At 40.7% G+C, this 22,336-nt stretch carries 18 protein-coding genes and 2 pseudogenes; 6 read left to right on the top strand and 14 right to left on the bottom strand.

The window, feature by feature from the left end; all coding sequences use genetic code 11:
- Nucleotides 1-61 precede the first annotated feature (61 nt).
- The 4 genes from GKD17_RS11845 (at nucleotide 62) to GKD17_RS11830 (ending at nucleotide 4,310) form a co-directional block, all read left to right on the top strand.
- Nucleotides 62-676, top strand: coding sequence for a trimeric intracellular cation channel family protein (locus GKD17_RS11845; RefSeq protein WP_005841975.1), 615 nt, complete (start codon nucleotides 62-64; stop codon nucleotides 674-676).
- Between the two features lie 158 nt (nucleotides 677-834).
- Nucleotides 835-1,338, top strand: a complete 504-nt coding sequence (locus tag GKD17_RS11840) for an RNA polymerase sigma factor (RefSeq protein WP_007835310.1) — start codon at nucleotides 835-837, stop codon at nucleotides 1,336-1,338.
- Between the two features lie 188 nt (nucleotides 1,339-1,526).
- Nucleotides 1,527-3,302, top strand: a complete 1,776-nt coding sequence (locus GKD17_RS11835) for a biotin/lipoyl-binding protein (protein ID WP_007835312.1) — start codon at nucleotides 1,527-1,529, stop codon at nucleotides 3,300-3,302.
- Nucleotides 3,303-3,425: 123 nt separating this feature from the next.
- Nucleotides 3,426-4,310, top strand: a complete 885-nt coding sequence (locus GKD17_RS11830; protein ID WP_007835314.1) for an N-acetylmuramoyl-L-alanine amidase-like domain-containing protein — start codon at nucleotides 3,426-3,428, stop codon at nucleotides 4,308-4,310.
- Here GKD17_RS11830 and mtgA read toward each other — a convergent pair.
- The 8 genes from mtgA to pyrB all read right to left on the bottom strand — a co-directional run bounded on the left by mtgA (nucleotide 4,282) and on the right by pyrB (nucleotide 11,721).
- Nucleotides 4,282-5,004: a monofunctional biosynthetic peptidoglycan transglycosylase gene (mtgA, locus tag GKD17_RS11825; protein WP_007835315.1), complete on the bottom strand. Its 723-nt coding sequence runs from the start codon at nucleotides 5,002-5,004 to the stop codon at nucleotides 4,282-4,284. The two genes, GKD17_RS11830 and mtgA, sit on opposite strands and share 29 nt — an antisense overlap.
- Before the next feature lie 127 nt (nucleotides 5,005-5,131).
- The gene (locus GKD17_RS11820) at nucleotides 5,132-5,851 is read right to left on the bottom strand and encodes an OmpA family protein (protein WP_005852557.1); all 720 of its coding nucleotides are present in this window, start codon (nucleotides 5,849-5,851) and stop codon (nucleotides 5,132-5,134) included.
- Nucleotides 5,852-5,899: 48 nt separating this feature from the next.
- Nucleotides 5,900-7,243, bottom strand: coding sequence for an MATE family efflux transporter (locus GKD17_RS11815; RefSeq protein ID WP_007835316.1), 1,344 nt, complete (start codon nucleotides 7,241-7,243; stop codon nucleotides 5,900-5,902).
- Between the two features lie 200 nt (nucleotides 7,244-7,443).
- Nucleotides 7,444-8,724 (bottom strand): serine hydroxymethyltransferase, encoded by a 1,281-nt coding sequence (glyA, locus tag GKD17_RS11810; protein WP_007835317.1) that lies wholly within the window; start codon nucleotides 8,722-8,724, stop codon nucleotides 7,444-7,446.
- 256 nt (nucleotides 8,725-8,980) lie between these two features.
- Entirely contained in the window at nucleotides 8,981-9,700 is a 720-nt protein-coding gene (locus GKD17_RS11805; protein WP_007835319.1) for a porin family protein, read from the bottom strand.
- 9 nt (nucleotides 9,701-9,709) lie between these two features.
- The gene (locus GKD17_RS11800) at nucleotides 9,710-10,297 is read right to left on the bottom strand and encodes a flavin reductase family protein (protein ID WP_007835320.1); all 588 of its coding nucleotides are present in this window, start codon (nucleotides 10,295-10,297) and stop codon (nucleotides 9,710-9,712) included.
- A 5-nt stretch (nucleotides 10,298-10,302) separates the two neighbouring features.
- Entirely contained in the window at nucleotides 10,303-10,770 is a 468-nt protein-coding gene (gene pyrI, locus GKD17_RS11795; protein WP_007835323.1) for an aspartate carbamoyltransferase regulatory subunit, read from the bottom strand.
- Between the two features lie 9 nt (nucleotides 10,771-10,779).
- A complete protein-coding gene (gene pyrB, locus GKD17_RS11790) occupies nucleotides 10,780-11,721 on the bottom strand; it encodes an aspartate carbamoyltransferase (protein WP_007835325.1) in 942 nt (313 codons plus the stop codon).
- Nucleotides 11,722-11,881: 160 nt separating this feature from the next.
- On the opposite strand from pyrB, the gene GKD17_RS11785 reads away from it, so the two are divergent.
- Together GKD17_RS11785 and GKD17_RS11780 are read left to right on the top strand one after the other, a co-directional pair.
- Nucleotides 11,882-14,209 carry a transglycosylase domain-containing protein gene (locus tag GKD17_RS11785; RefSeq protein WP_007835327.1) on the top strand — a complete coding sequence of 776 codons (2,328 nt, stop codon included), beginning with the start codon at nucleotides 11,882-11,884 and terminating at the stop codon, nucleotides 14,207-14,209.
- 222 nt (nucleotides 14,210-14,431) lie between these two features.
- Nucleotides 14,432-15,260, top strand: a pseudogene (locus GKD17_RS11780) (exodeoxyribonuclease X C-terminal domain-containing protein).
- On the opposite strand, the gene GKD17_RS11775 reads toward GKD17_RS11780, so the two are convergent.
- The 6 genes and pseudogenes from GKD17_RS11775 to GKD17_RS11750 all read right to left on the bottom strand — a co-directional run bounded on the left by GKD17_RS11775 (nucleotide 15,253) and on the right by GKD17_RS11750 (nucleotide 22,336).
- A complete protein-coding gene (locus tag GKD17_RS11775) occupies nucleotides 15,253-16,737 on the bottom strand; it encodes a sensor histidine kinase (protein WP_007835333.1) in 1,485 nt (494 codons plus the stop codon). The pseudogene GKD17_RS11780 and the gene GKD17_RS11775 overlap by 8 nt on opposite strands.
- A 59-nt stretch (nucleotides 16,738-16,796) precedes the next feature.
- Nucleotides 16,797-17,720 (bottom strand): helix-turn-helix domain-containing protein, encoded by a 924-nt coding sequence (locus tag GKD17_RS11770; RefSeq protein ID WP_007835334.1) that lies wholly within the window; start codon nucleotides 17,718-17,720, stop codon nucleotides 16,797-16,799.
- A 158-nt stretch (nucleotides 17,721-17,878) separates the two neighbouring features.
- Nucleotides 17,879-18,535: pseudogene (gene fsa, locus GKD17_RS11765) on the bottom strand (fructose-6-phosphate aldolase).
- 98 nt (nucleotides 18,536-18,633) lie between these two features.
- On the bottom strand, nucleotides 18,634-19,740 hold the full coding sequence (locus tag GKD17_RS11760; RefSeq protein WP_007835342.1) for an ABC transporter permease: 1,107 nt from the start codon (nucleotides 19,738-19,740) through the stop codon (nucleotides 18,634-18,636).
- Between the two features lie 12 nt (nucleotides 19,741-19,752).
- Nucleotides 19,753-20,859 (bottom strand): ABC transporter permease, encoded by a 1,107-nt coding sequence (locus tag GKD17_RS11755; RefSeq protein ID WP_007835344.1) that lies wholly within the window; start codon nucleotides 20,857-20,859, stop codon nucleotides 19,753-19,755.
- Between the two features lie 22 nt (nucleotides 20,860-20,881).
- Nucleotides 20,882-22,336 (bottom strand): ATP-binding cassette domain-containing protein, encoded by a 1,455-nt coding sequence (locus GKD17_RS11750; protein ID WP_007835346.1) that lies wholly within the window; start codon nucleotides 22,334-22,336, stop codon nucleotides 20,882-20,884.

The raw sequence follows: 22,336 nt of genomic DNA, 5'->3' as shown, positions 1-22,336 counted from the left end.
ACACAAAAATACATTTTCTTATCGAATTTATTCGTTACTTTGCAGACAAATAACAACCATTATGCTAACATTTGTTCAAGTTTTAGATTTTATAGGTACGTTTGCCTTTGCCATCAGCGGTATCAGATTGGCGTCTGCCAAACAGTTTGACTGGTTTGGTGCGTATGTAGTGGGTTTGGCGACGGCTATCGGAGGAGGTACTATCCGTGATGTGCTTCTAGATGTGACTCCGGGTTGGATGACTGACCCTATATATTTAATATGTACAGGACTTGCATTGTTTTGGGTAATTGCTTTCGGCAAGTATTTGATTCATATGCATAACACTTTCTTCCTGTTCGACAGCATCGGCCTGGCACTATTTACAGTAGTGGGGGTAGGTAAAAGTATTGCTCTCGGATATCCTTTTTGGGTAGCTATAATCATGGGTAGTATCACTGGGGCCGCAGGTGGTGTGCTCCGCGATGTTTTTATTAATGAAATTCCGCTTATTTTTCGTAAAGAAATTTATGCAATGGCCTGTGTGGTGGGGGGATTAGCCTATTGGATATGTGATCTGTTTGGTCTGGAAGCCTTTATTTGCCAGATAATAGGAGGTAGTACTGTGTTTTTGGCGCGTATTTTAGCTGTTAAATATAGCATCTGTTTACCAATTTTAAAGGGGGAACAACGCTAAACAGCACCTGAAAACTATCAAAATAGGGGGTAAAAACTGATAAATGACGGTTTTTACCCCCTATTTTAATAGTTTTTTCTTTGACACCTATTTAAAATGCGCTATCCTTGCATTACCGAGAGCATGGAAAAAGAATATGAACCTAAACTGAAAGATTTATGAATAGCGTTAGTTTTAAAAAGAACCTGCTGGGTGTGCAAGAAGAATTACTTCGGTTTGCATACAAACTCACAGCCGACCGTGAGGAGGCTAATGACCTGCTACAAGAAACTTCATTGAAAGCGCTGGATAATGAAGACAAGTATATCCCCGATACAAACTTTAAGGGATGGATGTATACCATTATGCGTAACATCTTTATAAACAATTATAGGAAAATAGTGCGTGACCAGACATTTGTGGACCATACAGACAATCTCTACCATTTAAGTATGTCTCAGGATTCCGGCTTTGATAGTACCGAGGGAGCTTATGACATGAAAGAAATACATCGTATAGTCGGCTTGCTTCCCAAAGAATACCGTATTCCATTCGCTATGCATGTGTCGGGATTCAAATATCGTGAGATTGCCGAAAAGTTGGGATTGCCGTTGGGTACTGTAAAAAGCAGAATCTTTTTTACCAGACAACGCTTGCAAGGGCAACTCCGTGATTTTGTATAATCCAAAGGGAAAAATTATCAAAAAGGTAGAGTGAAATTCTTTTGCTCTGCCTTTTTGTTTTTATTGGTTTACAATATGATATTAAACATGTTTTTGGAAGCTAAAAAATAGATTCGAATATTAACTTTATTTTTATTCATTTGTTATATTTGCAAAAGGACAAGACACCTTTAAATCAAGTAATAATTATGAAAAAAGAAATCAAATTCAGTTTGGTCTACCGCGATATGTGGCAGTCATCAGGGAAGTACCAGCCCAGAGCTGATCAGTTAGCCAAAATTGCTCCTCTAATCGTTGAAATGGGGTGTTTTGCCCGAGTGGAAACTAATGGAGGTGCTTTTGAACAAGTGAACTTACTGTATGGTGAGAATCCTAACAAGGCAGTGCGTACATTTACCAAACCTTTACGTGAGGCGGGTATTCAGACGCATATGTTGGACCGCGGTTTAAATGCATTGCGAATGTATCCTGTTCCAGCTGATGTACGTCGGTTGATGTATAAGGTAAAACATGCGCAAGGCGTGGATATTACTCGTATATTTTGTGGCTTGAATGAAGTTCGTAATATTATTCCTTCCATAAAATATGCTAAAGAAGCGGGGATGATTCCTCAAGCCACTCTTTGCATCACTTATTCTCCTGTACATACGGTGGATTATTATTCTTATATTGCTGACCAGTTAATAGAAGCGGGGGCACCCGAAATCTGTTTGAAAGATATGGCAGGTATCGGCCGTCCTGAAATGTTAGGGCAGTTGGTGAGAAACATCAAAGATAAACATCCTGAAGTCATTGTACAATATCATGGACATTCCGGTCCCGGGTTATCTATGGCATCTATTTTGGAAGTTTGTGAGAATGGTGCGGATATCATTGATGTCGCTATGGAGCCCTTATCATGGGGAAAAGTGCATCCTGACGTAATTTCTGTACAGGCTATGTTGAAAAATGCAGGTTTTCAGGTACCTGAAATCAATATGAAGGCTTATATGAAAGCACGTAGCATGACGCAGGAGTTTATTGATGATTTTTTGGGGTATTTTATTGATTCTACCAATAAGCACATGTCTTCCTTGCTGTTAGGTTGTGGACTTCCCGGTGGTATGATGGGATCTATGATGGCCGATTTGAAAGGTGTACATTCAGGTATAAATCTACTTTTGAAAGGACAGGGAAAGGAACCTATGAGTTTGGATGATTTGGTAGTGATGCTGTTTGAAGAAGTGGAATATGTATGGCCGAAATTGGGATATCCTCCTTTAGTAACACCGTTCAGCCAATATGTGAAGAATGTGGCTTTGATGAATGTCATGCAATTGGTGAAAGGAGAGGAGAGATGGACGATGATTGATAACCATACATGGGATATGATTCTGGGAAAAAGTGGAAAGTTGCCGGGTGCGTTGGCTCCTGAAATAATTGAACTGGCGAAAAGTAAAGGTTACGAGTTTACTGACGAGGATCCTCAGATGAACTATCCTGATGAGCTGGACAAGTACCGTAAGGAGATGGATGATAATGGCTGGGAATATGGTGAAGATGAGGAAGAGTTGTTTGAACTGGCTATGCATGACCGGCAATACCGTGATTATAAATCGGGTGTAGCCAAGAAACGTTTTATGGATGATTTACAACGTGCTCAGGATGCGGCTATGGTAAAAAGTGGCTTTGATGAGGAAACAATTCGAAAATATAAGCGTACTAAGGCTGATCCTATTATTGCGCCGGATAAGGGACAGATTTTATGGGAAGTTTCCGTGGAAGGTCCTTCTATAGCACCGTTTGTCGGACGGAAATACCAGCATGATGAAGTGTTTTGTTATATTTCCACTCCGTGGGGAGAGTATGAAAAGATCTTTGCTAATTTTACGGGACGCATTGTAGAAGTTTGCGCCCAACAGGGAGCTGTAGTTAATAAAGGTGATGTTATAGCTTATTTGGAAAGAACAGAGTTTACTGCATGATTTGAAGGTAAAATATAGTTTTTTTATCCGCTGTGGCAGGTTTGAATTTGTCATGGCGGATGTTTTTATCTTTTCATTCTTTTAAAATTTGCATTCATTCAGTTATGTGTTATCTTTGTTGCCATGCAGAAAAAACAGGTAGATAAGAAAAAATATATGAGAAAACTGTATTCGTGGTTGCTGGGAATAATTTTAGGAGTAATGCCCTGTATTGTTTCAGCATCAGAAAATGACAGTATAAAAGTCGAGAGTCTGCTTCAAAAAGCTGCCCGATTGCCGGCCGATAGCTGTAAGATATTGTTTTTTGCCCAAAATCTATTAGGAGTTCCATACGTAGCGAATACATTGGATGGGACAGATGAAGAAACCTTAGTTGTGCATTTGGATAAGGTGGATTGTACCACGTTAGTTGAAACAGTACTTGCATTGAGCCTTACTGATAAGTATGGGAAAAGTGACTTTGAAAGTTACAAAAAAGCGTTGCGGTGTATCCGCTATCGGAATGGGAAACAAGCCGGTTATGTCTCGCGTTTGCATTACTTCAGTGATTGGATTAAGGATAATGAACAAAAAGGAATTGTACATGAACGCACGGGGGAATTAGGGTTTGCTGCATCACAAGTTTTGAATTTGGATTTTATGTCCACACATTCTGACAGTTATCATCGGTTGAAAAATAATCCTTCCATGATATCCCAGATGATTGAAATAGAGAAAAAATGGAAAAATGTTCCTGTTTCTTATATTCCTAAAACAAGTCTGAATGTTTCTTCTGAGGAATTGGATATAAAGAATGGGGATATCATAGCGATTACCACCAATATAAAAGGGCTGGATGTGGTACATACAGGATTTGCTTGTTGGGTGGATGGTAAATTGCATTTGCTTCATGCTTCATCGGTCATGAAGAAAGTTATTCTAGATTCGCAGACTCTCTTTGAATACTCTAAAAATAAGAAAGCCCACACGGGGGTGCGGGTTATTTCTTTTTCTTCTTTGAAACCGTAGAAGGTGTATCTTGTTGGGGTGGAAATATAGGGACGCATTTCATAAGATAAAGGATCTTCTTTTGTCTTTTGAGCATGTAGTTGCCAGGTCTGCTTGAATTGAACTTGCGAGGATTGGGAAGGCTGGCTGCAATTAGTGCACATTCTTCCGGTGTCAGTTTGCTGGCATTCTTGTGAAAGTGTTCACGAGCTACTGCTTCGGCACCATAGATACCATTTCCCATTTCTATAGAGTTCAGATAGACTTCCATAATCCGTTCCTTATTCCAAAATAGTTCTATCAAAGTGGTGAAATACACTTCAAGTCCTTTTCTGATCCAAGAAGAAGCAGGCCACAAAAAAATGTTTTTGGCTGTCTGTTGGCTGATAGTACTGGCACCTCGAGGACGTTTTCGGTTCTTGTTTTCTTCTAAAGCTTTCTCTATTTCTTTGAAGTCAAAACCATTATGCTCGGCAAAGCGATTGTCTTCAGAAGCAATAACAGCCATAGGCAGATGAGGGGATATGTTTTCTTTAGGTATCCAAGAGTGTTTCCACTTTATATCTTCGCCATGAATGATTTGTTGGGTAGTTCGGATAAACATCAACGGGGTAAAGTAAACCGGAATAAAGCGTAAAACGATAACTGCGAGAATGGAAGAACCAAAGAAAAAAAGCAGCAGATTGCGAATGAATTTTAAAATCTTTTTTTTCATGCTTGTGTATTAAAATCAATTTCGGGCAGAAATAACCTGTCCGAAATTGATTTATTTTATATGTTATCCAAAGTTGTGACCGTTGGTTCGGGCGTATTGGATACGCTCTATGATAACGTCATTGATATCATTTCAGTGTACCTGCTTCCGCTTGCTGAATCATCTGTTGGCTGGCATACATATATACTTCTACACGACGATTCTGCTGGCGTCCTTCGGCTGTGTCATTATTACCTATCGGGTCTGCTTGACCCAAACCTTCTACAGACTTGATCTGAGAATTACTTACACCGCAACCTAGCAAATAACTAGCCACACTTTGAGCGCGTTCTTGTGACAGATTGAGGTTCTTTTGGATGCTTTGTTCGGCTGTACTGTTTCTCCAGCCCTGATTGTCTGTATATCCATAAATGGATACGTCCATATCTCTGTTCTGGTTCAATACGTTGTTTGCAAATTTACTTAAGGCTGATTTCGCTTGTGCACTCAAGGCTGCATTTCCTGTATTGAAGAGAATACCGGAATCAAAAGTAACTTTTACAGCCTGAAGACCGTTGTTATCTGTTACCTGTTCTACCTGTGCTCCTTGGATTTGAGCCGCTTCTTCTGCCGCTTTATCCATTTTTTTTCCAATTAACACGCCGGCGCCTGTACCTACTGCCGCACCTACTGCCGCACCAATAGCCGCACCTTTACCATGTCCGGCTATTCCGCCGATAATTGCTCCCAAAGCTGCGCCACCACCGCCACCGATCAGACCGCCTTTAGCGGTATTATTCATGTTACCACATCCACTGAATACTAGTGTTGCACTCAGTAATAAAGCCATAATTTTAGTCTTTTTCATAATCATGTTCATTTTAATATATTAATGACTTAATGCAAAAATTGTTCATTAAACAGCCTGATAATTTAAAGCTTTCTTCTTGATAAGTATAAACCAGATCAGACAAATAATTCCTTTCATAGTGCTAGTGATGCTTATGCTCCACCAAATACCCGGCAAACCCCAGCCCCATGATACAAACAATAATGCCATCGGGATGCGCAGATAGTTACAGGTGACACTGATTACGGCAGGAGGCATGGTGCGCCCCATTCCATAAAAAACGCCCTGTATGGTAATTTCCAGCATCATAAATAGTTGCGAGTATCCGTCGATACGTAGAAATACGCCACCGGTTTCATACGCCGCTTTTTCAGGAACAAAGATAGAAAATATTTCGTTTCCGTAACATATAAAAAGAAATGTGCAGAAAGATCCGAATATAAATGTCATCCATAAAGTGGTGCGATAGGCTTTCAGTACACGGGAGATTTGCCGTGCTGCATAGTTCTGAGCTACAAAAGCACTGAGAGCTGTAGAAAATCCTTGGGAGGTGTTCCAGGTGATAGCTTCGATTTGTCCTCCGGTAGTGAGTGCCATCAGCCCTAAATGACCACCTTGCTCTGTTGCGGTCCTTCCGAGAAACATATTGACGAAAGCGAATAATGTATTGAGTACCGCTACTGGTAATCCTATTTTCAAGATGTGGTGTGTATATTGTTTTTTTAGTGTAGTAAATAACCGAAAGTCATCCCATAATATTTTCTTTTGTTTCAATTGATAGATAAACAGTATGCATACCGTAGCTTCGGCCAGCCAAGTGGCAATTGCGGCTCCCGTAGTTCCCCAGTTTAAACCAAAGATAAAAAGAGGATCTAGTATCATATTTGTAATCAGTCCGATACCGTTAATGGAAAAAGGTATTTTGCTTCGTCCGGCGGCATTGAATATCCCTGTAAAGGCAGCTGATAAAAAGACGAATGGAAAGGCAGTTGCTATAATCCGTAGATATTCCACAGCCATCTTGGCTATATGAGGTTCCAGTTCATAGATACTGATAATAGGGGTGGCAAAGATAAATAACAATGCTCCCCAGCTTAATGATATAAGTAAGGACAAGGTAAGATTATGTGATGCGAACGCACGGGTAGCTTGTTCGTTTTGTGCCCCGATGGCTTGTCCTACGCTGACTTCCGAACCAACTTTGTTCAGCAGGGAGATAGATGTGGACATCCATGTAAGAATACCCACTGAACCTACAGCGGCTATTGCCTCACTTCCTATTCTTCCTACCCAGGCCATGTCGGTCAGGCTATATGCCATCTGTATGAATGAAGTGGCCATAATGGGCATTGCCAAAGTAAACAATTGCTTCAGGATAGGGCCTTGAGTCAGATTCTTAGTTCCTTTCATTCGTCATTAACGGATAAATTGTCTGCAAAGGTAGAAATTTATACTGATTTCTGTGGGGACTGCTGATAAAAATACTTTTCTATTACTCTTTTTAAATGGTCTGGATGTTTCATAAAAAAACTTTGAAGTTCTTGAAGAAGGATAAAGCTTTTTCAAAAAACTCCAAAGTTTTTTATGAGTATATTGATAGAAGTCGTTAATTAGTAAGCGAAAATAGGATATTTCTTCATTGTTTCGTTTACGCGTGCACGAACTTGTGCAATCACTTCTTCATTGTCTACGTTTGAAAGAACAGTTTCAATCATTTCGGCGATTTCCAACATCAAGTCTTCTTTTGCGCCACGAGTTGTGATGGCAGGAGTTCCCAAACGGATACCTGAAGTTTGGAAAGCAGAACGGCTGTCAAATGGGACCATATTCTTGTTTACAGTGATATCAGCAGCAACCAATGCTTTTTCTGCTACTTTGCCTGTCAGATCAGGGTATTTGGTGCGAAGGTCTACCAGCATGGAGTGGTTGTCTGTACCACCAGAAACGATCGTAAAACCACGGTCAATCAGAGCCTGTGCCAATACGGCTGCATTCTTTTTTACTTGTGTTTGATATTCTTTGTATTCCGGCTGTAAACATTCACCGAATGCAACAGCTTTGGCTGCAATGACATGTTCCAACGGACCACCTTGTATACCAGGGAATACAGCAGAATCCAAAAGTTGTGACATCATCTTGATTTCGCCTTTCGGAGTTTTCTTGCCCCATGGATTAGGGAAATCTTTGCCCATCATGATAACACCGCCACGAGGACCGCGAAGGGTCTTATGCGTTGTTGAAGTAACGATATGAGCGTATTTAACCGGATTATCCAGCAGTCCGGCAGCAATCAGACCTGCAGGATGAGCCATATCGATCATCAGGATAGCTCCTATTTTATCTGCGATTTCGCGCATACGTTTGTAGTCCCATTCACGAGAATATGCTGAACCGCCACCAATAATCATTTTCGGTTTTTCACGTAATGCGATTTCTTCCATCTGGTCGTAATCCACACGTCCTGTTTCCTTGTTCAGATTGTATTCACATGGAGTATAAATAATGCCGGATGTGTTAACCAATGAACCATGTGACAGGTGGCCACCATGAGCCAGATTTAATCCCATGAATTTATCACCCGGATTTAAAACGGCCAAGAATACGGCAGCATTAGCCTGTGCTCCTGAGTGAGGTTGTACGTTAGCCCATTCTGCGCCGAAGATTTGTTTCAGTCTGTCGATAGCGATTTGTTCGCTCTGGTCTACCACTTCGCAACCGCCATAGTAGCGCTTGCCGGGATACCCTTCAGCATACTTGTTGGTAAGGCAAGAACCCATAGCTTGCATTACTTGGTCACTAACAAAGTTTTCGGATGCGATCAGCTCGATACCTTTGAGCTGGCGTTGATGCTCTTTTTCGATAATGTCGAAAATCAAATCGTCTCTTTTCATTTCTTTTTATAATAAGTTTATGTGCGATATTCGATTCTGAGTTCACAAAGTTAAGTAATTTTAGAATATAAGGAAATTATTTAGAAGAAAATCTTTAGTGGAATTACAGAAAAAACACGTGTGACTTTCTTTTTGTCGTTTCATAGGAAGTCAAATGCCGGAAATAGTTGATCCTCAGTTCTATTCTTTGGTGGAAAACTCTTCAGAATGTAATATTATGATAGATGTCGGAATTCTTACGGAGGAGTATGACTGCTTAAAAAATAACTCCTAGAGAGAAACTTAATACATTGCGATGACGATTGATGAAGATACCTTTTTCCTGAAATATGACTCCATCTATATTCTTTTCGTAAGTGATTGATTTGGATATATTGGTTAGTCCGATTTCATACCGGAAATCGAAGAATATATTTGCAATATTCACGCCTAATCCGATAACGGAACTTATATTGATAGGGCGTAATTCTTCTTTTATGCCGGAATGCCCGAACCCTTCAAACTCTTCATCAGTCTTATGTTTCCATACATATTCTAATTTGGGGCCGATAAAAAGTGCCATGCCATAAGGACGGCTTTTTACAAAACTATAGCCATATAGTATAGGTAATTCCAAAGAATGAATTGTGCTGTTCAGTTTGGCAAACTCGGGAAGGGTATTTTCATTATTCTGATTCTTATTGAAAGCTATTTCACCTTTATAGACATTATACATCATTTCGGGTTGGATGAAGTGTCTTTTCATGTGTACCCGGAAAAATAGGGCGACGAAATAGCCTACCTTATAATTATTTTGCACATCTTCCATACGTTCTCCGTCTAATTCCAGCCTGCTGGTAAAGTACATGGAAGAATTGAAGCCTCCTTTTATTCCCACATTGATTTTAGGCTCTTCTTGCAAACCTTTCTTCTCTCCTCGTACCGGAACGGATAAGGTGAGGAGCAATAAAGCGATCAATAAAAGGAGTTTCTTCATGAGGTGTTTTTAGGCTTTTTCTTTGGTCCGCATCCTGTTCTTTTCTACAGACCAGCCGAACTTTCCGATTTTCGGTCCCAGTTCAAAATAGCCGCCATGAACATATACCAGCGGATTAGCTTGGGATAATTCGAATTTTCCTGTTTCTCCGTTCAGGTATTTGTCATCAGCTTTCACATTTACCACATCGGCAATAAACATATCATGAGATCCTAGTGAGATAATTTCTTTTACCCTACATTCTATACAGAGTGGAGATTCCTCAATAATAGGAGCATTGACTATTTTCGCTTTTCCCGGAGTCAGCTTCATTTCTTCGAATTTATTATAATCTTTGCCTGAACGCACTCCGCACCAGTCGGTGGCAAATGCCATCTCTTTAGTTGTAAGATTGATGACGAATTCCATGTTTCGTTTCAAGATGGGATAGGAATGACGCTCCGGACGTACGGATATATAACACATGGCGGGGTTGGTACAAATAGTACCTGCCCATGCCACTGTGATAATGTTATATTCTTCTTCCGTACTCCCACAACTGACCAATAGGGCCGGAAGAGGATAAATCATTGTTCCCGGTTTCCAGTCTTGTTTCATAATGATTAAATCAGCTTAATACCTTCCTTGCTTTGTTCCTTCTCGCAATAGTGGCATTTTAAAATGCCGTGTTCCTTGTCGATTACATGGAATAAAGTGATCATCGGTTCATTATTGGTGATACACTTGGGATTGGCACATTTTACAATGCCACGTAATTCCTGAGGCATCAGGACTTGTTTCTTTTCTACCACCTCATAGTCACGGATAATGTTCAGTTTCACATTCGGGGCTACTACGGAGAGGCGGCTTATTTCCTCATCAGTAAAAAAGCGGTCGGCCACCTTGATAATTCCTTTTTTACCTAGCTTTTTGCTCTCGAAGTTGTTTCCAATGGTTATGTTAGAGTCTGAATCCTGTAATCCCAATAGGGCGACTACAGTAAACAATTTATCGGAAGGTATATGGTCTATAACAGTGCCGTTTTTCAAAGCGGCTACCTGCAATGCTTGTTTATTATCGCTCATCTTCATTTTTGTTTTTTACTTTTTTGCATCTTCTATAACATCGTCCAAGGTTATGCCCAATACATCACAAAGGATGGCCTGGCGCGCATAAAGTCCGTTTTGTGCCTGCTGGAAATAGTAAGCTTTCGGATTCTCATCCACATCGTAAGCTATTTCGTTGACGCGGGGCAGAGGGTGCAGGATACGCAGATTGGGGCGGGTATGCTCCAGCATCTTATTCCTTAATATATATACATCTTTTACACGTTCATATTCCATCAGGTCGGTGAAACGTTCGCGCTGTACGCGGGTCATGTAAAGAATATCGGCATCTGCGATCGTTTCTTCGTTAAAGTCTGTATATTCTTTGTATTTAATATTGTGCTCCTTGCAGTATATTTTATATTCTTCCGGCATTTTCAGCTCTTCAGGAGCAATGAAGTGGAAAGTGGGATTGAAGTGACGCATAGCCATCAGCAGAGAATGGACGGTGCGTCCGTATTTCAAGTCGCCTACCAAATAAATGTTCAGATTCTCAAGCGTTCCCTGTGTTTTGTATATGGAGTAGAGGTCTAGCATAGTTTGTGACGGATGTTGATTAGCTCCGTCTCCGGCATTGACTATAGGTACCGGGGCAACTTCACTGGCATATCTTGCAGCACCTTCCAAAAAATGGCGCATTACAATAATGTCAGCGTAATTGCTTACCATCATGATCGTATCTTTTAATGTTTCTCCTTTTGAGGAACTGGTCACTTTAGGATCGGTAAATCCAATGACGCGTGCTCCCAATCTGTTTGCTGCGGTTTCAAAACTGAGTCGTGTACGGGTGGAGGGTTCGAAGAAAAGAGTGGCGACTACTCTGCCATCCAAAATTTTACGGTTAGGCTTCTTTTCAAACTCTTTTGCCATCTCCAGGAGGTAGAGGATTTTCTCTTTCGAGTGTTCGGCAATAGTAACTAAACTTCTATTTTCCATTTTGGCTTGTATTTATAATTACAACTTATACGGAGTGTAAAGGTATGAAAAAAAAATAAATGAGCGAAGATTTAAAAGATATTTCGTTGAACTTTGTTAGAAACACATTCTATCTCAAAGTTTTTCCTTACTTTTGCATCGTTAATTACTAGAAAACGTCATGAGGAAGAAATTTATATATGTGCTTTGGGCTCTTGTAGTCGGCATACTGTTGGTTATAGCGTTCATATTCACCGCGATAGCAAAAGGATGGATTGGATATGTCCCCCCCATTGAAGAGTTGGAAAATCCGAATTTAAAGTTTGCAACCGAGATTATATCCGATGATGGCAAGATGCTGGGCACTTGGTCACTTAGTAAGGAGAACCGCGTATTTGTGGGTTATGACCAGCTTTCACCGAATCTGATTCATGCACTGATTGCTACCGAAGATGAACGTTTTGCAGAACATTCCGGCATTGACGCCCGTGCGTTTATCCGCGCTTTGGTGAAACGGGGGGTGATGATGCAGAAGAATGCCGGTGGGGGTAGCACCATCACTCAGCAGTTGGCAAAGCAGTTCTATTCACCTACGGCGGATAATGTGATGGAGCGTTTGTTGCAGAAACCTATCGAATGGGTGATTGCTGTTCAGTTGGAACGTTATTATACAAAAGAAGAGATTCTGACCATGTATCTTAATAAATTTGATTTTCTGAATAATGCAGTCGGTATCAAGACAGCTGCCAATACATATTTTTCAAAAGAGCCGAAAGACCTGAGCATTGAGGAAGCGGCTACCTTGGTAGGTATGTGTAAGAATCCTTCACTTTATAATCCGAAACGTTTTAATGAACGTTCACGCGGACGTCGGAATGTTGTTCTTGACCAGATGCGCAAAGCAGGTTACCTGACTGATGCGGAAGCTGATTCATTAAAGGCATTGCCATTGGTCTTGAAATATCGTCGTGTAGATCATAAGGAAGGACTGGCTACTTACTTCCGCGAATATCTGCGTGGAGTGATGACGGCTAAAGAACCGAAAAAGAGTGACTACCGCGGATGGCAGATGCAGAAATATTATGAGGATTCATTGGCTTGGAAGACAAATCCTCTTTTCGGCTGGTGTGCTAAAAACAAGAAGAAAGATGGTACTAATTATAATATCTATACGGATGGTCTTAAGATTTATACCACTATCAACTCACGTATGCAAAAATATGCTGAGGAAGCTGTTTACGAACATGTGGCGCAGTATTTGCAACCCCGTTTCTTCAAGGAAAAACGGAAAAAGAAAACGGCTCCGTTTACGAATCAGCTGACAGAGGCAGAAGTGAATTCTATCATGACCAGGGCCATGAAGCAGACTGACCGTTATCGTATCATGAAAGAGGCAGGGTGTTCGGAAGCAGAAATAAAGAAAGCGTTCAATACTAAATATGAAATGTCCGTATTCTCATACGAGGGGGAAAAGGATACCATTATGACTCCGATGGATTCTTTGAAATACTATAAGTTCTTCCTTAGAGCGGGATTCATGTCTATGGATCCGTTGACCGGTCATGTAAAAGCATATGTGGGAGGACCCAACTATAATTATTTCCAGTATGATATGGCGATGGTAGGCCGTCGTCAGGTGGGTTCTACTATTAAACCTTATGTATATACTTTAGCTATGGAGAATGGTTTTTCTCCCTGTGACCAGGTGCGCCATGTAGAGCAGACCTTGATAGATGAAAATGGCCGTCCATGGTCACCGCGTAATGCCAGCAAGAAGCGTTACGGAGAGATGGTTACCATCAAATGGGGCTTGGCAAATTCTGATAACTGGGTAACGGCTTATTTGATGGGGAAACTGAATCCTTATCAGCTAGTTCGTCTGATTCATTCATTTGGTGTACAAAATAAACAGATAGATCCGGTGGTTTCACTTTGTTTAGGCCCTTGTGAGATTTCTGTAGGAGAAATGGTCAGTGCTTATTCGGCATTTGCTAATCGGGGTATTCGTACAGCGCCTGTTTTTGTAACCCGTATTGAGGATAATGAAGGAAATGTGTTGGCGAATTTCACTCCACAAATGGATGAGGTGATTAGTGAAACAAGTGCTTATAAAATGTTGGTCATGCTGCGTGCGGTCATCAATGAAGGTACGGGTGGGCGTGTACGCCGTCTATATGGTATTACTGCCGATATGGGAGGAAAGACAGGTACAACCAACCGTAATTCTGACGGTTGGTTCATGGGATTCACCCCTTCATTGGTATCTGGTGTATGGGTAGGTGGTGAAGAGCGTGATATTCACTTTGATACGATGGTGGACGGGCAGGGGGCTGCTATGGCACTTCCTATCTGGGGGCTTTATATGCAGAAAGTCTATAAGGACAAGAGCTTGGGATACTCTCAGGACGAGAAATTCAATATTCCTGATGACTTTGATCCTTGCAAGGATACTTTGATAGATGAAACTTCGGTAGAAGAAACCGGAGGATTGGACAATATATTTGAGTAATTAGAAGATTAGATTTATAAGTACAAAGTCTGTTTGCAAGAAGGAAAGCAAGCAGACTTTTTTCTATATATACTTTTATGAACTATTACTTTTCCTGTTCACACGGCAGTTTATATTATAGAAAATAATTTATGTAAAAATGGTGAAAATCCTTGTCCTTTCATCGAAAAATGCTATATTTACGAAAAGAAAATCTTTACCTTATAAAGATAGGAGGTAACTATGGATAGAGATGTAACCCTATATCAGATCACTAGCGTTATGGCCGAGAGAGTTTTTCAAAAGATAGACAACTTCAATAAAGGCCGTAGAGAAGATGCGGGATTTTATGCAATCAGTGTTTCCACTCCTTATCGTTCGTATTATGCTTTATGGCGTATATTTCCGGATAATACTTACTCTCCTCTGTTTATTCAGTCGTTGGCAGTTACATTTAATGATGCGGCAGAGCGTGCTTTTCAGTATTTGCAGAATTGCAATGTCCTGCTGAAAGTGAAGGATAACACTTTCTTTGAACCTTATTATGGTCTGTCCGAAGATATAGTTGCATTTGGGAAGTATCGTGGAAAAAGGTTGGCGGAAGTATATTATATTGATCCTAACTATGTGCTTTGGTTGGCACATAAGTTTGAAGCCCGTAACCCCAGAGACAAAAAGTTAGCAGTATTGGCAAAGGCTTTTGCCACAGTTCATTATGAAACGGTCATCAGAAAACATCATTTGCCGGCTGGGAGTCGTTTTATCGGTCAGCCGGGAGAAAGGCTGACCGATTTACATCTGGAAGTCCTGGGGACAAGATTACAACTAGATGCTTATAAAACGACTGGATACTATGTAGATCAGAGTGTACTTGCTGCTGATGCTGAATGGTAATCGTTATACTTTTATCATAAAGGCAGCTGCTTCCAGTATGTCACCGGAGATGCTGAGCTGCTATACAAAGAAAATCAATCCTCATGAAAGTCTATATATTAAATCGGCCAAAGTCCTTTCTCATTATGAGAGTAAAGGAATTAAATATACTCGCATAGGATACTTGAAATTTAAATAATGATCAGATTTGTTGGGATAGTGATGGTAAAATTACTGCCCTTGCCTTCTATAGAGGTTACGTTGATTTCTCCCTGCATGTGCTCAATGATGGTTTTGCAGATAGAAAGCCCTAAGCCTGCTCCCGGTTTGAATGAGTCCATTTTATAAAAACGTTCGAATATATGTGCGAGTTTCTCTTGTGGCATACCCATACCGGTATCTTTTACATAAATATCAATTGTACCGTTTTGCAATATCTTGCTTCCCAGCGTGATATGGCCATACATTGTAAATTTAATGGCATTGTTTATTAAATTATTAATCACCTGTTTGAATCGGGTGGTATCAATCATTATTTCAGTATCTTCTTCCGGTAATTCCAATCTGAATTCTATTTTGGAGGGAATATTCAATGACTGGCATTGATAAATCTCAGATAGAATTTGATGGAGCGATTGTTTTTGTATCTTGAATTCGATAGAATTGGATTCTATCTTTGACATATCAATGATATCCGAGATTAATACCAACAGTTGCTCACAGTTTTGATTGATGATGGAAACAAATTCTTTGCTTTCCTCGCCATCCATTTCTTCGCTGACAAGCAGATTTGAGAAACCTATTATAGCATTTAACGGAGTTCGAATTTCATGGCTCATGTTAGCAAGAAAGGCACTTTTCAATTTATCGCTTTGTTCTGCTTTGTCACGGGCAAACATCAGTTTCTCCTCTGCGTTTTTATGCTCCTGTATGCTTTGGCAGGCTCCGATTATTCTATAAGGAGCACCTTCTATTTGTTCCAGATATAAAGATTGTTCTTCAAACCATTCCCAACTGCCGTCACTCTGTTTCAGCCTGTAGGTAAATGCTTCGGTATTGAGATTTCCGGCTATTTGGTTAGTCAGAGCATTCATCAATGTATCGCGATCATCCGGATGCAGATAGGCTGCAAACTCTTCTTCGGTTAATGTATAGTCTTTGGTTGGTATATTAAGATACTTGAACCAACGCGCGTCAATAATCAGTTTCTTTTTTTCCATATCATAAAACCAAGGATAAATCTTTGTCAGGCTGAGTGCCATGTTTATGATATGCTGTTGGGTTAGTTCTCCTTCTATGTTACGGAAGGAGAGAATCATCTGAGAAAGTTTCTTTTTGGTGAATACACTGGCTATTCGTCTTTCAGCAATGAAACGTATGTTCTGCAATTCACTTTTTATGAAGGTTGCTTTGGGGAAGTCTATGATTTTCTCTTCGTGCTTTAACGCTTCAATCAGCTCGGGAATGATATTTTGATGGTTCCGTAAGATGGATATGATTTGGGAAATGTTTTCTCCTTTTATATCCCTATCTCCCAATTCCAATTCATGGATAGCCTCATCGTTGATGCGCTCGATAGTACCATTTGCATCCATAAATATAAGGGCGGATGGTAAGATATTCAATATCTGTTTGGATAAGACTAATTGTCCTTTTATATAACTCATACTTTCCATATTTCGGGCTTTATTGTTTTTTTCGGGGAATTCTGTATAGATATTGTGTACGTTTCTTCTTATTCTATCAGATTGGGAAAGACTTTTATTGTTCTGAACTTTCTAGGTGACATTCCGGTAATTCGTTTAAAGAAACGGGTGAATGAGGATGGAGTGGAAAAGTTCAGTTCATAACAAATTTCCTGAACCGTCAGATTGGTGGAGATAAGTAAAGCTTTAGCTTCGATAATAACATAATTATCAATCCAGTCTCCTGCCAGCTTTCCGGAAACTTCCTTGATAGTGGAAGATAAATATTTAGGGGTGAGACAAAGCTTTTCCGCATAAAAAGAGATATCTCTTTCTTTATAGTGATACGTTTCAACCATTTTCAAGAATCGCTTGAATATCTCTTCTTTATGCGGCATATTTCTTTTTTCAATTTCAATATGCTTCAGCAAAAGTTGGCATACTTCATAGAATGTGGCTTGTATCAAGTATTGTATAGTGAAGTTACGGAACATATTGTTCTGTTCGCTGATTTTTTTATAGAGCAGCACATGATATGCTTTCAATAAATCGGTTTCTGCGAGGCTTAAATCGGCACAAGGGTGGTTTTTCAAAGGAATCAAAAGAGAGGCCATTTTATAGAAATTATCACGGGTATCAAAATACTTATTGGATATCATGATGAGGTACGCTTTGTAATCATTACTGACTTCATAGTATTTTACTGTCTGATTAGGCATCATTACCAACAATGTATTTTGTTTGATAGTGTACTTTACCGAATCTATTTCTATTTCAGAAAAACCACTTAGACAAAGTATAAACGAAGTATAAGTTGTTTTGTATGAATGGTTATGGAACAAAGTACGGACGAGCTTGTTATAGGTGAACTCTTTCCCTGTATTATGGTAAATGATGAAATCATCGGAAAAGTAATCTGCATTAACGAAGAAATCAGTATTCCAAATATCTATGTCAGTATGTCCTTTTATCATTCTTGATGTTATTTACTGTAAAAGAATAAATAAAATGGGTACGAAACAACCTTATCCGACTATTTGCTAACTATAAGCGACATTAGGGAAATTATTAGTTTCGTAATGTCTGGAAAACAAATTCCCCCGCCTTTGGATTGGCGAGGGAACGTTTTTTATTATCCGTTTACCTTTTTATAATCGGCCAGGAATTTTTCTAATCCTATATCTGTCAATGGATGGTTTAGAAGGCCTTTAATGGCGGATAACGGGCAGGTTACTACATCTGCTCCCACTTCCGCACATTGTAATATATGTAAGGTGTTTCGGATGGAGGCGGCAAGAACTTGTGTCTTGTAGTCATAAGTTTGGTACAATTCTACAATTTGTGCAACCAGTCCTACACCGTCATTACAAATATCATCCAGTCTGCCGACAAATGGAGATACATAGGTAGCCCCCGCCTTTGCCGCAAGTAATGCCTATCCGGCAGAGAAAACCAGTGTACAATTAGTGCGGATTCCTTTATTACTGAAATATTTGATAGCTTTGATGCCGTCCTCAATACAAGGAACTTTTACTACAATGTGTGGGTTAAGGGCGGCAAGTTCTTCGCCTTCACGAATCATTCCTTCATAATCGGTAGCAATCACTTCGGCACTGACATCTCCATCCACTATATTACATATTTCAATGTAATGTTTATGTTGGTTCTCAACTCCTTTAATGCCTTCTTTGGCCATTAAAGACGGATTTGTGGTTACACCATCCAGTACGCCCAATGCATTTGCTTCGCGGATTTGTGCCAGGTTGGCTGTGTCAATAAAGAATTTCATAACTTTTTTCTTTTAGATAATTAAAAATCAGGTTAGCAACAGATTGCTAAGCTACTGATATTAACAATGATAAACAAGTAAATGTTCCGATTTATCTGTTATGAATTCTTTTTGTAGCTGAATACCGCCCAACCGTTCAAAGCGATGGCCATAAGGAACAAGGCGATAAATTGCATAATCAGGTCACTGAATCCGCTTCCTTTCAGGTAAACCATACGTGTTACCTGTATGAAGTACTTCAAAGGATTGGCAATGGTTATGGTTTGTGCCCATTCGGGCATACTGTTGATGGGAGTAAACAACCCGCTCATCAGCATGATGATAATCACAAAGAAAAACATGACAAACATGGCCTGCTGCATGGTTTGGGAATAGTTGGAAACTACCAGCCCCATGCCCGAGATAACGATAATGAATAATAATGCAAAGAAATAAAGCAGCCATAAATGACCGGCCGGAACCAGACCATAAACTAACCATGCCAGAATGATACCGATTGTGAGGATCAGTATGCCGGCTATCCAGTAAGGAATCAGCTTGGCCAGAATGAAAGTGAATTTGCTTACAGGAGTCACATTGATTTGTTCGATGGTTCCGAATTCTTTTTCACTCACAATATTAAGAGCAGGCAGAAAGCCGCATAACATCATCAACAATTGTGCCATCAGTGCCGGAACCATAAATACCTTATAATCCAGATAGGGGTTGAAACGTCCTTGGGTATCTATACTTATCACCGGGGAGGGAGAAATAGAGCCGGAATGGGAAGCCCGGATTTCAGTGGCATAGGCATTCACTATATTACTGAGGTAGGAACTTCCTAAAGTTCCTTTCGTTCCGTTTACGGTGTTGGCTGAAACCAGTACTTTTGCTACACCGGTTTTCAGCAAATCGCGTTCGAAGTGTGGCGGGATTTCCAAAATGAGGTCAGCATCTCCTTTTTCAATGCATTGCATCGCTTCCTGGTAACTGTTTGAAACATCTACCAGATGAAAATATTCGGAAGCTCCCACCTTCTGAACCAGTCGGGTGGAATAGGGACTGCGGTCATTATCCACTACGCTGAGATTCATATTCTTGATTTCAAAGTTTGCGGCCCAAGGCAACACCAGCAGGATGATGCAGGGAAATACGAGCAGTATCCGCGGAAGCATCGGGTTGCGCAGCAGTTGCTTGAATTCTTTTTCTAATAAATACTTTATCATATCTTCCGGAACTTATTCTAATCGTTTGTTAAACTTTTTTAGGCTGATGAGTAAAAGGACAACAGCCATCAGCATAAGTATACCCATTTCTCCCTGTGCATAACTGATACTCAATCCTTCAATCATGATTTTCTTGATTCCGACAATATACCATCTGGCAGGGATGACATTTGAAATCAGCTGTAAAGGAAGAGGCATATTCTCGATGGGGAATATCATGCCGGAAAGTAGAACGGTAGGCATCATCAGTACCATTCCCGAAAACAGCATGGCTTCCACTTGGGTACGGGCGATAGTGGAAACCAATAATCCCAACAGCAGAGATACTACGATGAAGATCCATGAGAGCAAAGCCAACGAAAAAAGACTGCCTGCTACCGGAACATGTAATACATAAACAGACAGCAGCAGAATTGTGACCAGATTGACGCATGACAGCACAAAGTAAGGTACCATTTTGGCTATAATCATCCATAGCGGACGTACGGGAGATACCAGCAATACTTCCATCGTACCGGTTTCTTTTTCACGGACAATAGAGATGGAAGTCATCATGGCGCATATCAACATTAAAATCAATCCCATTACTCCCGGCACAAAATTGTAGGCACTTTGCATACCCGGATTGTACAATAACTTTATTTGGGGGATAATCTGTATGGGTGATTGTTGTTGCATGATCCGGCTTTGCTGATAATCTGCAATAATATTGGATGCGTAAGAGGTCAGTATGGTAGCATTGTTGGGATCGGTGGCATCGGCTATCAGTTGTACTCGGGCTTTACCGGTATGCCGCAGATTGTTATCGAAACCGGCCTCAAACACAATGACCAGGTCTGAACTGCTTTTCCGGAGTGTTTCCTCTATCTCGTCGTTGTCATATAGCATCTTGTTGACATTGAAATAGTCACTGGCATCCAGTTTGTCGATGATTTGCCGGGTGGATACATCTTTTGAGAAATCCAGCACGGCTACTTTTACATTCTTTACTTCGGTGGTGATGGCAAAACCGAAAAGAATAATTTGTACGACAGGCATACCTAGTAATATCAGCATCGTCCGGCGGTCCCGGAAAATGTGATAGAATTCTTTTCGCACAAATGATATAAATTGTTTCATTCTCTTTTTCTCTATCTCTTTTTCAACTTCTTACGGCCTTGCGTGCCAATTGTCTGAATACTTCATCCATATCTTGGGCATGGAACCGTTCTTTTAACCGTTGTGGGGTGTCCAGCGCTTCGATTTTTCCATCCACCATCATTGAAATCCGGTTACAGTATTCCGCTTCATCCATATAGTGGGTGGTAACGAAGACGGTGATTCCCCGTTCTGCCGCCTGATAAATCAATTCCCAGAACTGCCGGCGTGTGGCAGGGTCTACCCCTCCTGTCGGTTCATCCAGAAAAACGATCTTCGGCTCATGGAAAATAGCTACCGAGAAAGCCAGCTTTTGTTTCCATCCCAAGGGAAGTGACCGAACCAATGTGTTTTTCTCATTCAAGAGTCCTAATTGTTCCAGCACCTTGTCTGTTTTCTCAGCGATCTCCTTGTCGCTCATTCCATAAATCCCTGCATATAGCCGGATGTTTTCCCATACTTTTAAATCTTCATACAGTGAGAACTTCTGGCTCATATATCCGATCTTCTTTTTAACCTGCTCGTATTGCGTGGCTATGTCAAAGCCCGCTACTGTACCTTTTCCCCCGGTAGGTTGTGATAAACCGCATAACATGCGCATGGCTGTTGTTTTTCCGGCGCCATTAGCACCTAGGAAACCAAAAATCTCTCCCTGTTTCACTTTGAATGAGATATGGTCCACTGCAGTGAAGTTGCCGAATTGTTTGGTCAAGCCTTCTACCTCTATGGCGTATCGTCCGGTGACTTGCGGTTCATTAAAAGACAGCCCTTCAGGAGAAAGGATCGAACTGAACTGTTGAAGAATACGGTCCGGAGTGTCAATGCCTTGAATCTTTCCTTCACGAATAAATGCAATACGGTCACAGCATTTCATCTCGTTCAGGTAAGGCGTTGCCGCAATGATGGTAAGACCTTCTTGTTTCAATTTCAGCAGCATGTCCCAGAACTCCTTTCTGGATACAGGGTCCACACCGGTGGTAGGTTCGTCCAAGAACAGAATGGAAGGCCTGTGAATCAGTGCACAACTCAGAGCCAGTTTTTGTTTCATACCGCCGGATAGTTTTCCGGCACGCCGGTGTTTGAAAGGTTCTATTTGTTGGTAGATATCCTTTACCAATGCGTAGTTCTCCCGGATAGTGGTATTGAAAAGCGTGGCAAAGAAAGTGAGATTCTCTTCTACGGACAAATCCTGGTATAAGGAAAAACGTCCCGGCATATATCCTGCCTGCCGGCGTATCTCTTTGTAATTCTTCACCACATCCTGCCCGCAGACTTCCGCTTTCCCTTCATCGGCTAGCACCAGTGTGGTGAGAATGCGGAAAAGAGTAGTCTTTCCTGCACCGTCCGGTCCGATAAGCCCGAAGATTTCTCCCGGTTTCACCTCAAAGCATACATCTTTCAGGGCTTGAACTTCACCGTAACTTTTGCTAACTCCTTTGACAGAAACGATATAATCCAT

It is taken from the genome of Phocaeicola dorei (genome assembly GCF_013009555.1).
Classification (GTDB): domain Bacteria; phylum Bacteroidota; class Bacteroidia; order Bacteroidales; family Bacteroidaceae; genus Phocaeicola; species Phocaeicola dorei.
This window is presented reverse-complemented; position numbering and strand designations above follow the sequence as displayed.

Coding starts and splice junctions, on each gene's coding strand:
- GKD17_RS11820 (WP_005852557.1), bottom strand. CDS start 5,851: ATGAAAAAGACTAAAATTATGGCTTTATTACTGAGTGCAACACTAGTA.
- GKD17_RS11800 (WP_007835320.1), bottom strand. CDS start 10,297: ATGAAACAAGACTGGAAACCGGGAACAATGATTTATCCTCTTCCGGCC.
- glyA (WP_007835317.1), bottom strand. CDS start 8,724: ATGAAAAGAGACGATTTGATTTTCGACATTATCGAAAAAGAGCATCAA.
- GKD17_RS11785 (WP_007835327.1), top strand. CDS start 11,882: ATGAGGAAGAAATTTATATATGTGCTTTGGGCTCTTGTAGTCGGCATA.
- GKD17_RS11830 (WP_007835314.1), top strand. CDS start 3,426: ATGCAGAAAAAACAGGTAGATAAGAAAAAATATATGAGAAAACTGTAT.
- GKD17_RS11815 (WP_007835316.1), bottom strand. CDS start 7,243: ATGAAAGGAACTAAGAATCTGACTCAAGGCCCTATCCTGAAGCAATTG.
- GKD17_RS11845 (WP_005841975.1), top strand. CDS start 62: ATGCTAACATTTGTTCAAGTTTTAGATTTTATAGGTACGTTTGCCTTT.
- GKD17_RS11770 (WP_007835334.1), bottom strand. CDS start 17,720: ATGATAAAAGGACATACTGACATAGATATTTGGAATACTGATTTCTTC.
- GKD17_RS11750 (WP_007835346.1), bottom strand. CDS start 22,336: ATGGATTATATCGTTTCTGTCAAAGGAGTTAGCAAAAGTTACGGTGAA.
- mtgA (WP_007835315.1), bottom strand. CDS start 5,004: ATGAAAAAAAAGATTTTAAAATTCATTCGCAATCTGCTGCTTTTTTTC.
- GKD17_RS11755 (WP_007835344.1), bottom strand. CDS start 20,859: ATGAAACAATTTATATCATTTGTGCGAAAAGAATTCTATCACATTTTC.
- pyrI (WP_007835323.1), bottom strand. CDS start 10,770: ATGAAGATGAGCGATAATAAACAAGCATTGCAGGTAGCCGCTTTGAAA.
- GKD17_RS11760 (WP_007835342.1), bottom strand. CDS start 19,740: ATGATAAAGTATTTATTAGAAAAAGAATTCAAGCAACTGCTGCGCAAC.
- GKD17_RS11840 (WP_007835310.1), top strand. CDS start 835: ATGAATAGCGTTAGTTTTAAAAAGAACCTGCTGGGTGTGCAAGAAGAA.
- GKD17_RS11805 (WP_007835319.1), bottom strand. CDS start 9,700: ATGAAGAAACTCCTTTTATTGATCGCTTTATTGCTCCTCACCTTATCC.
- GKD17_RS11775 (WP_007835333.1), bottom strand. CDS start 16,737: ATGGAAAGTATGAGTTATATAAAAGGACAATTAGTCTTATCCAAACAG.
- pyrB (WP_007835325.1), bottom strand. CDS start 11,721: ATGGAAAATAGAAGTTTAGTTACTATTGCCGAACACTCGAAAGAGAAA.
- GKD17_RS11835 (WP_007835312.1), top strand. CDS start 1,527: ATGAAAAAAGAAATCAAATTCAGTTTGGTCTACCGCGATATGTGGCAG.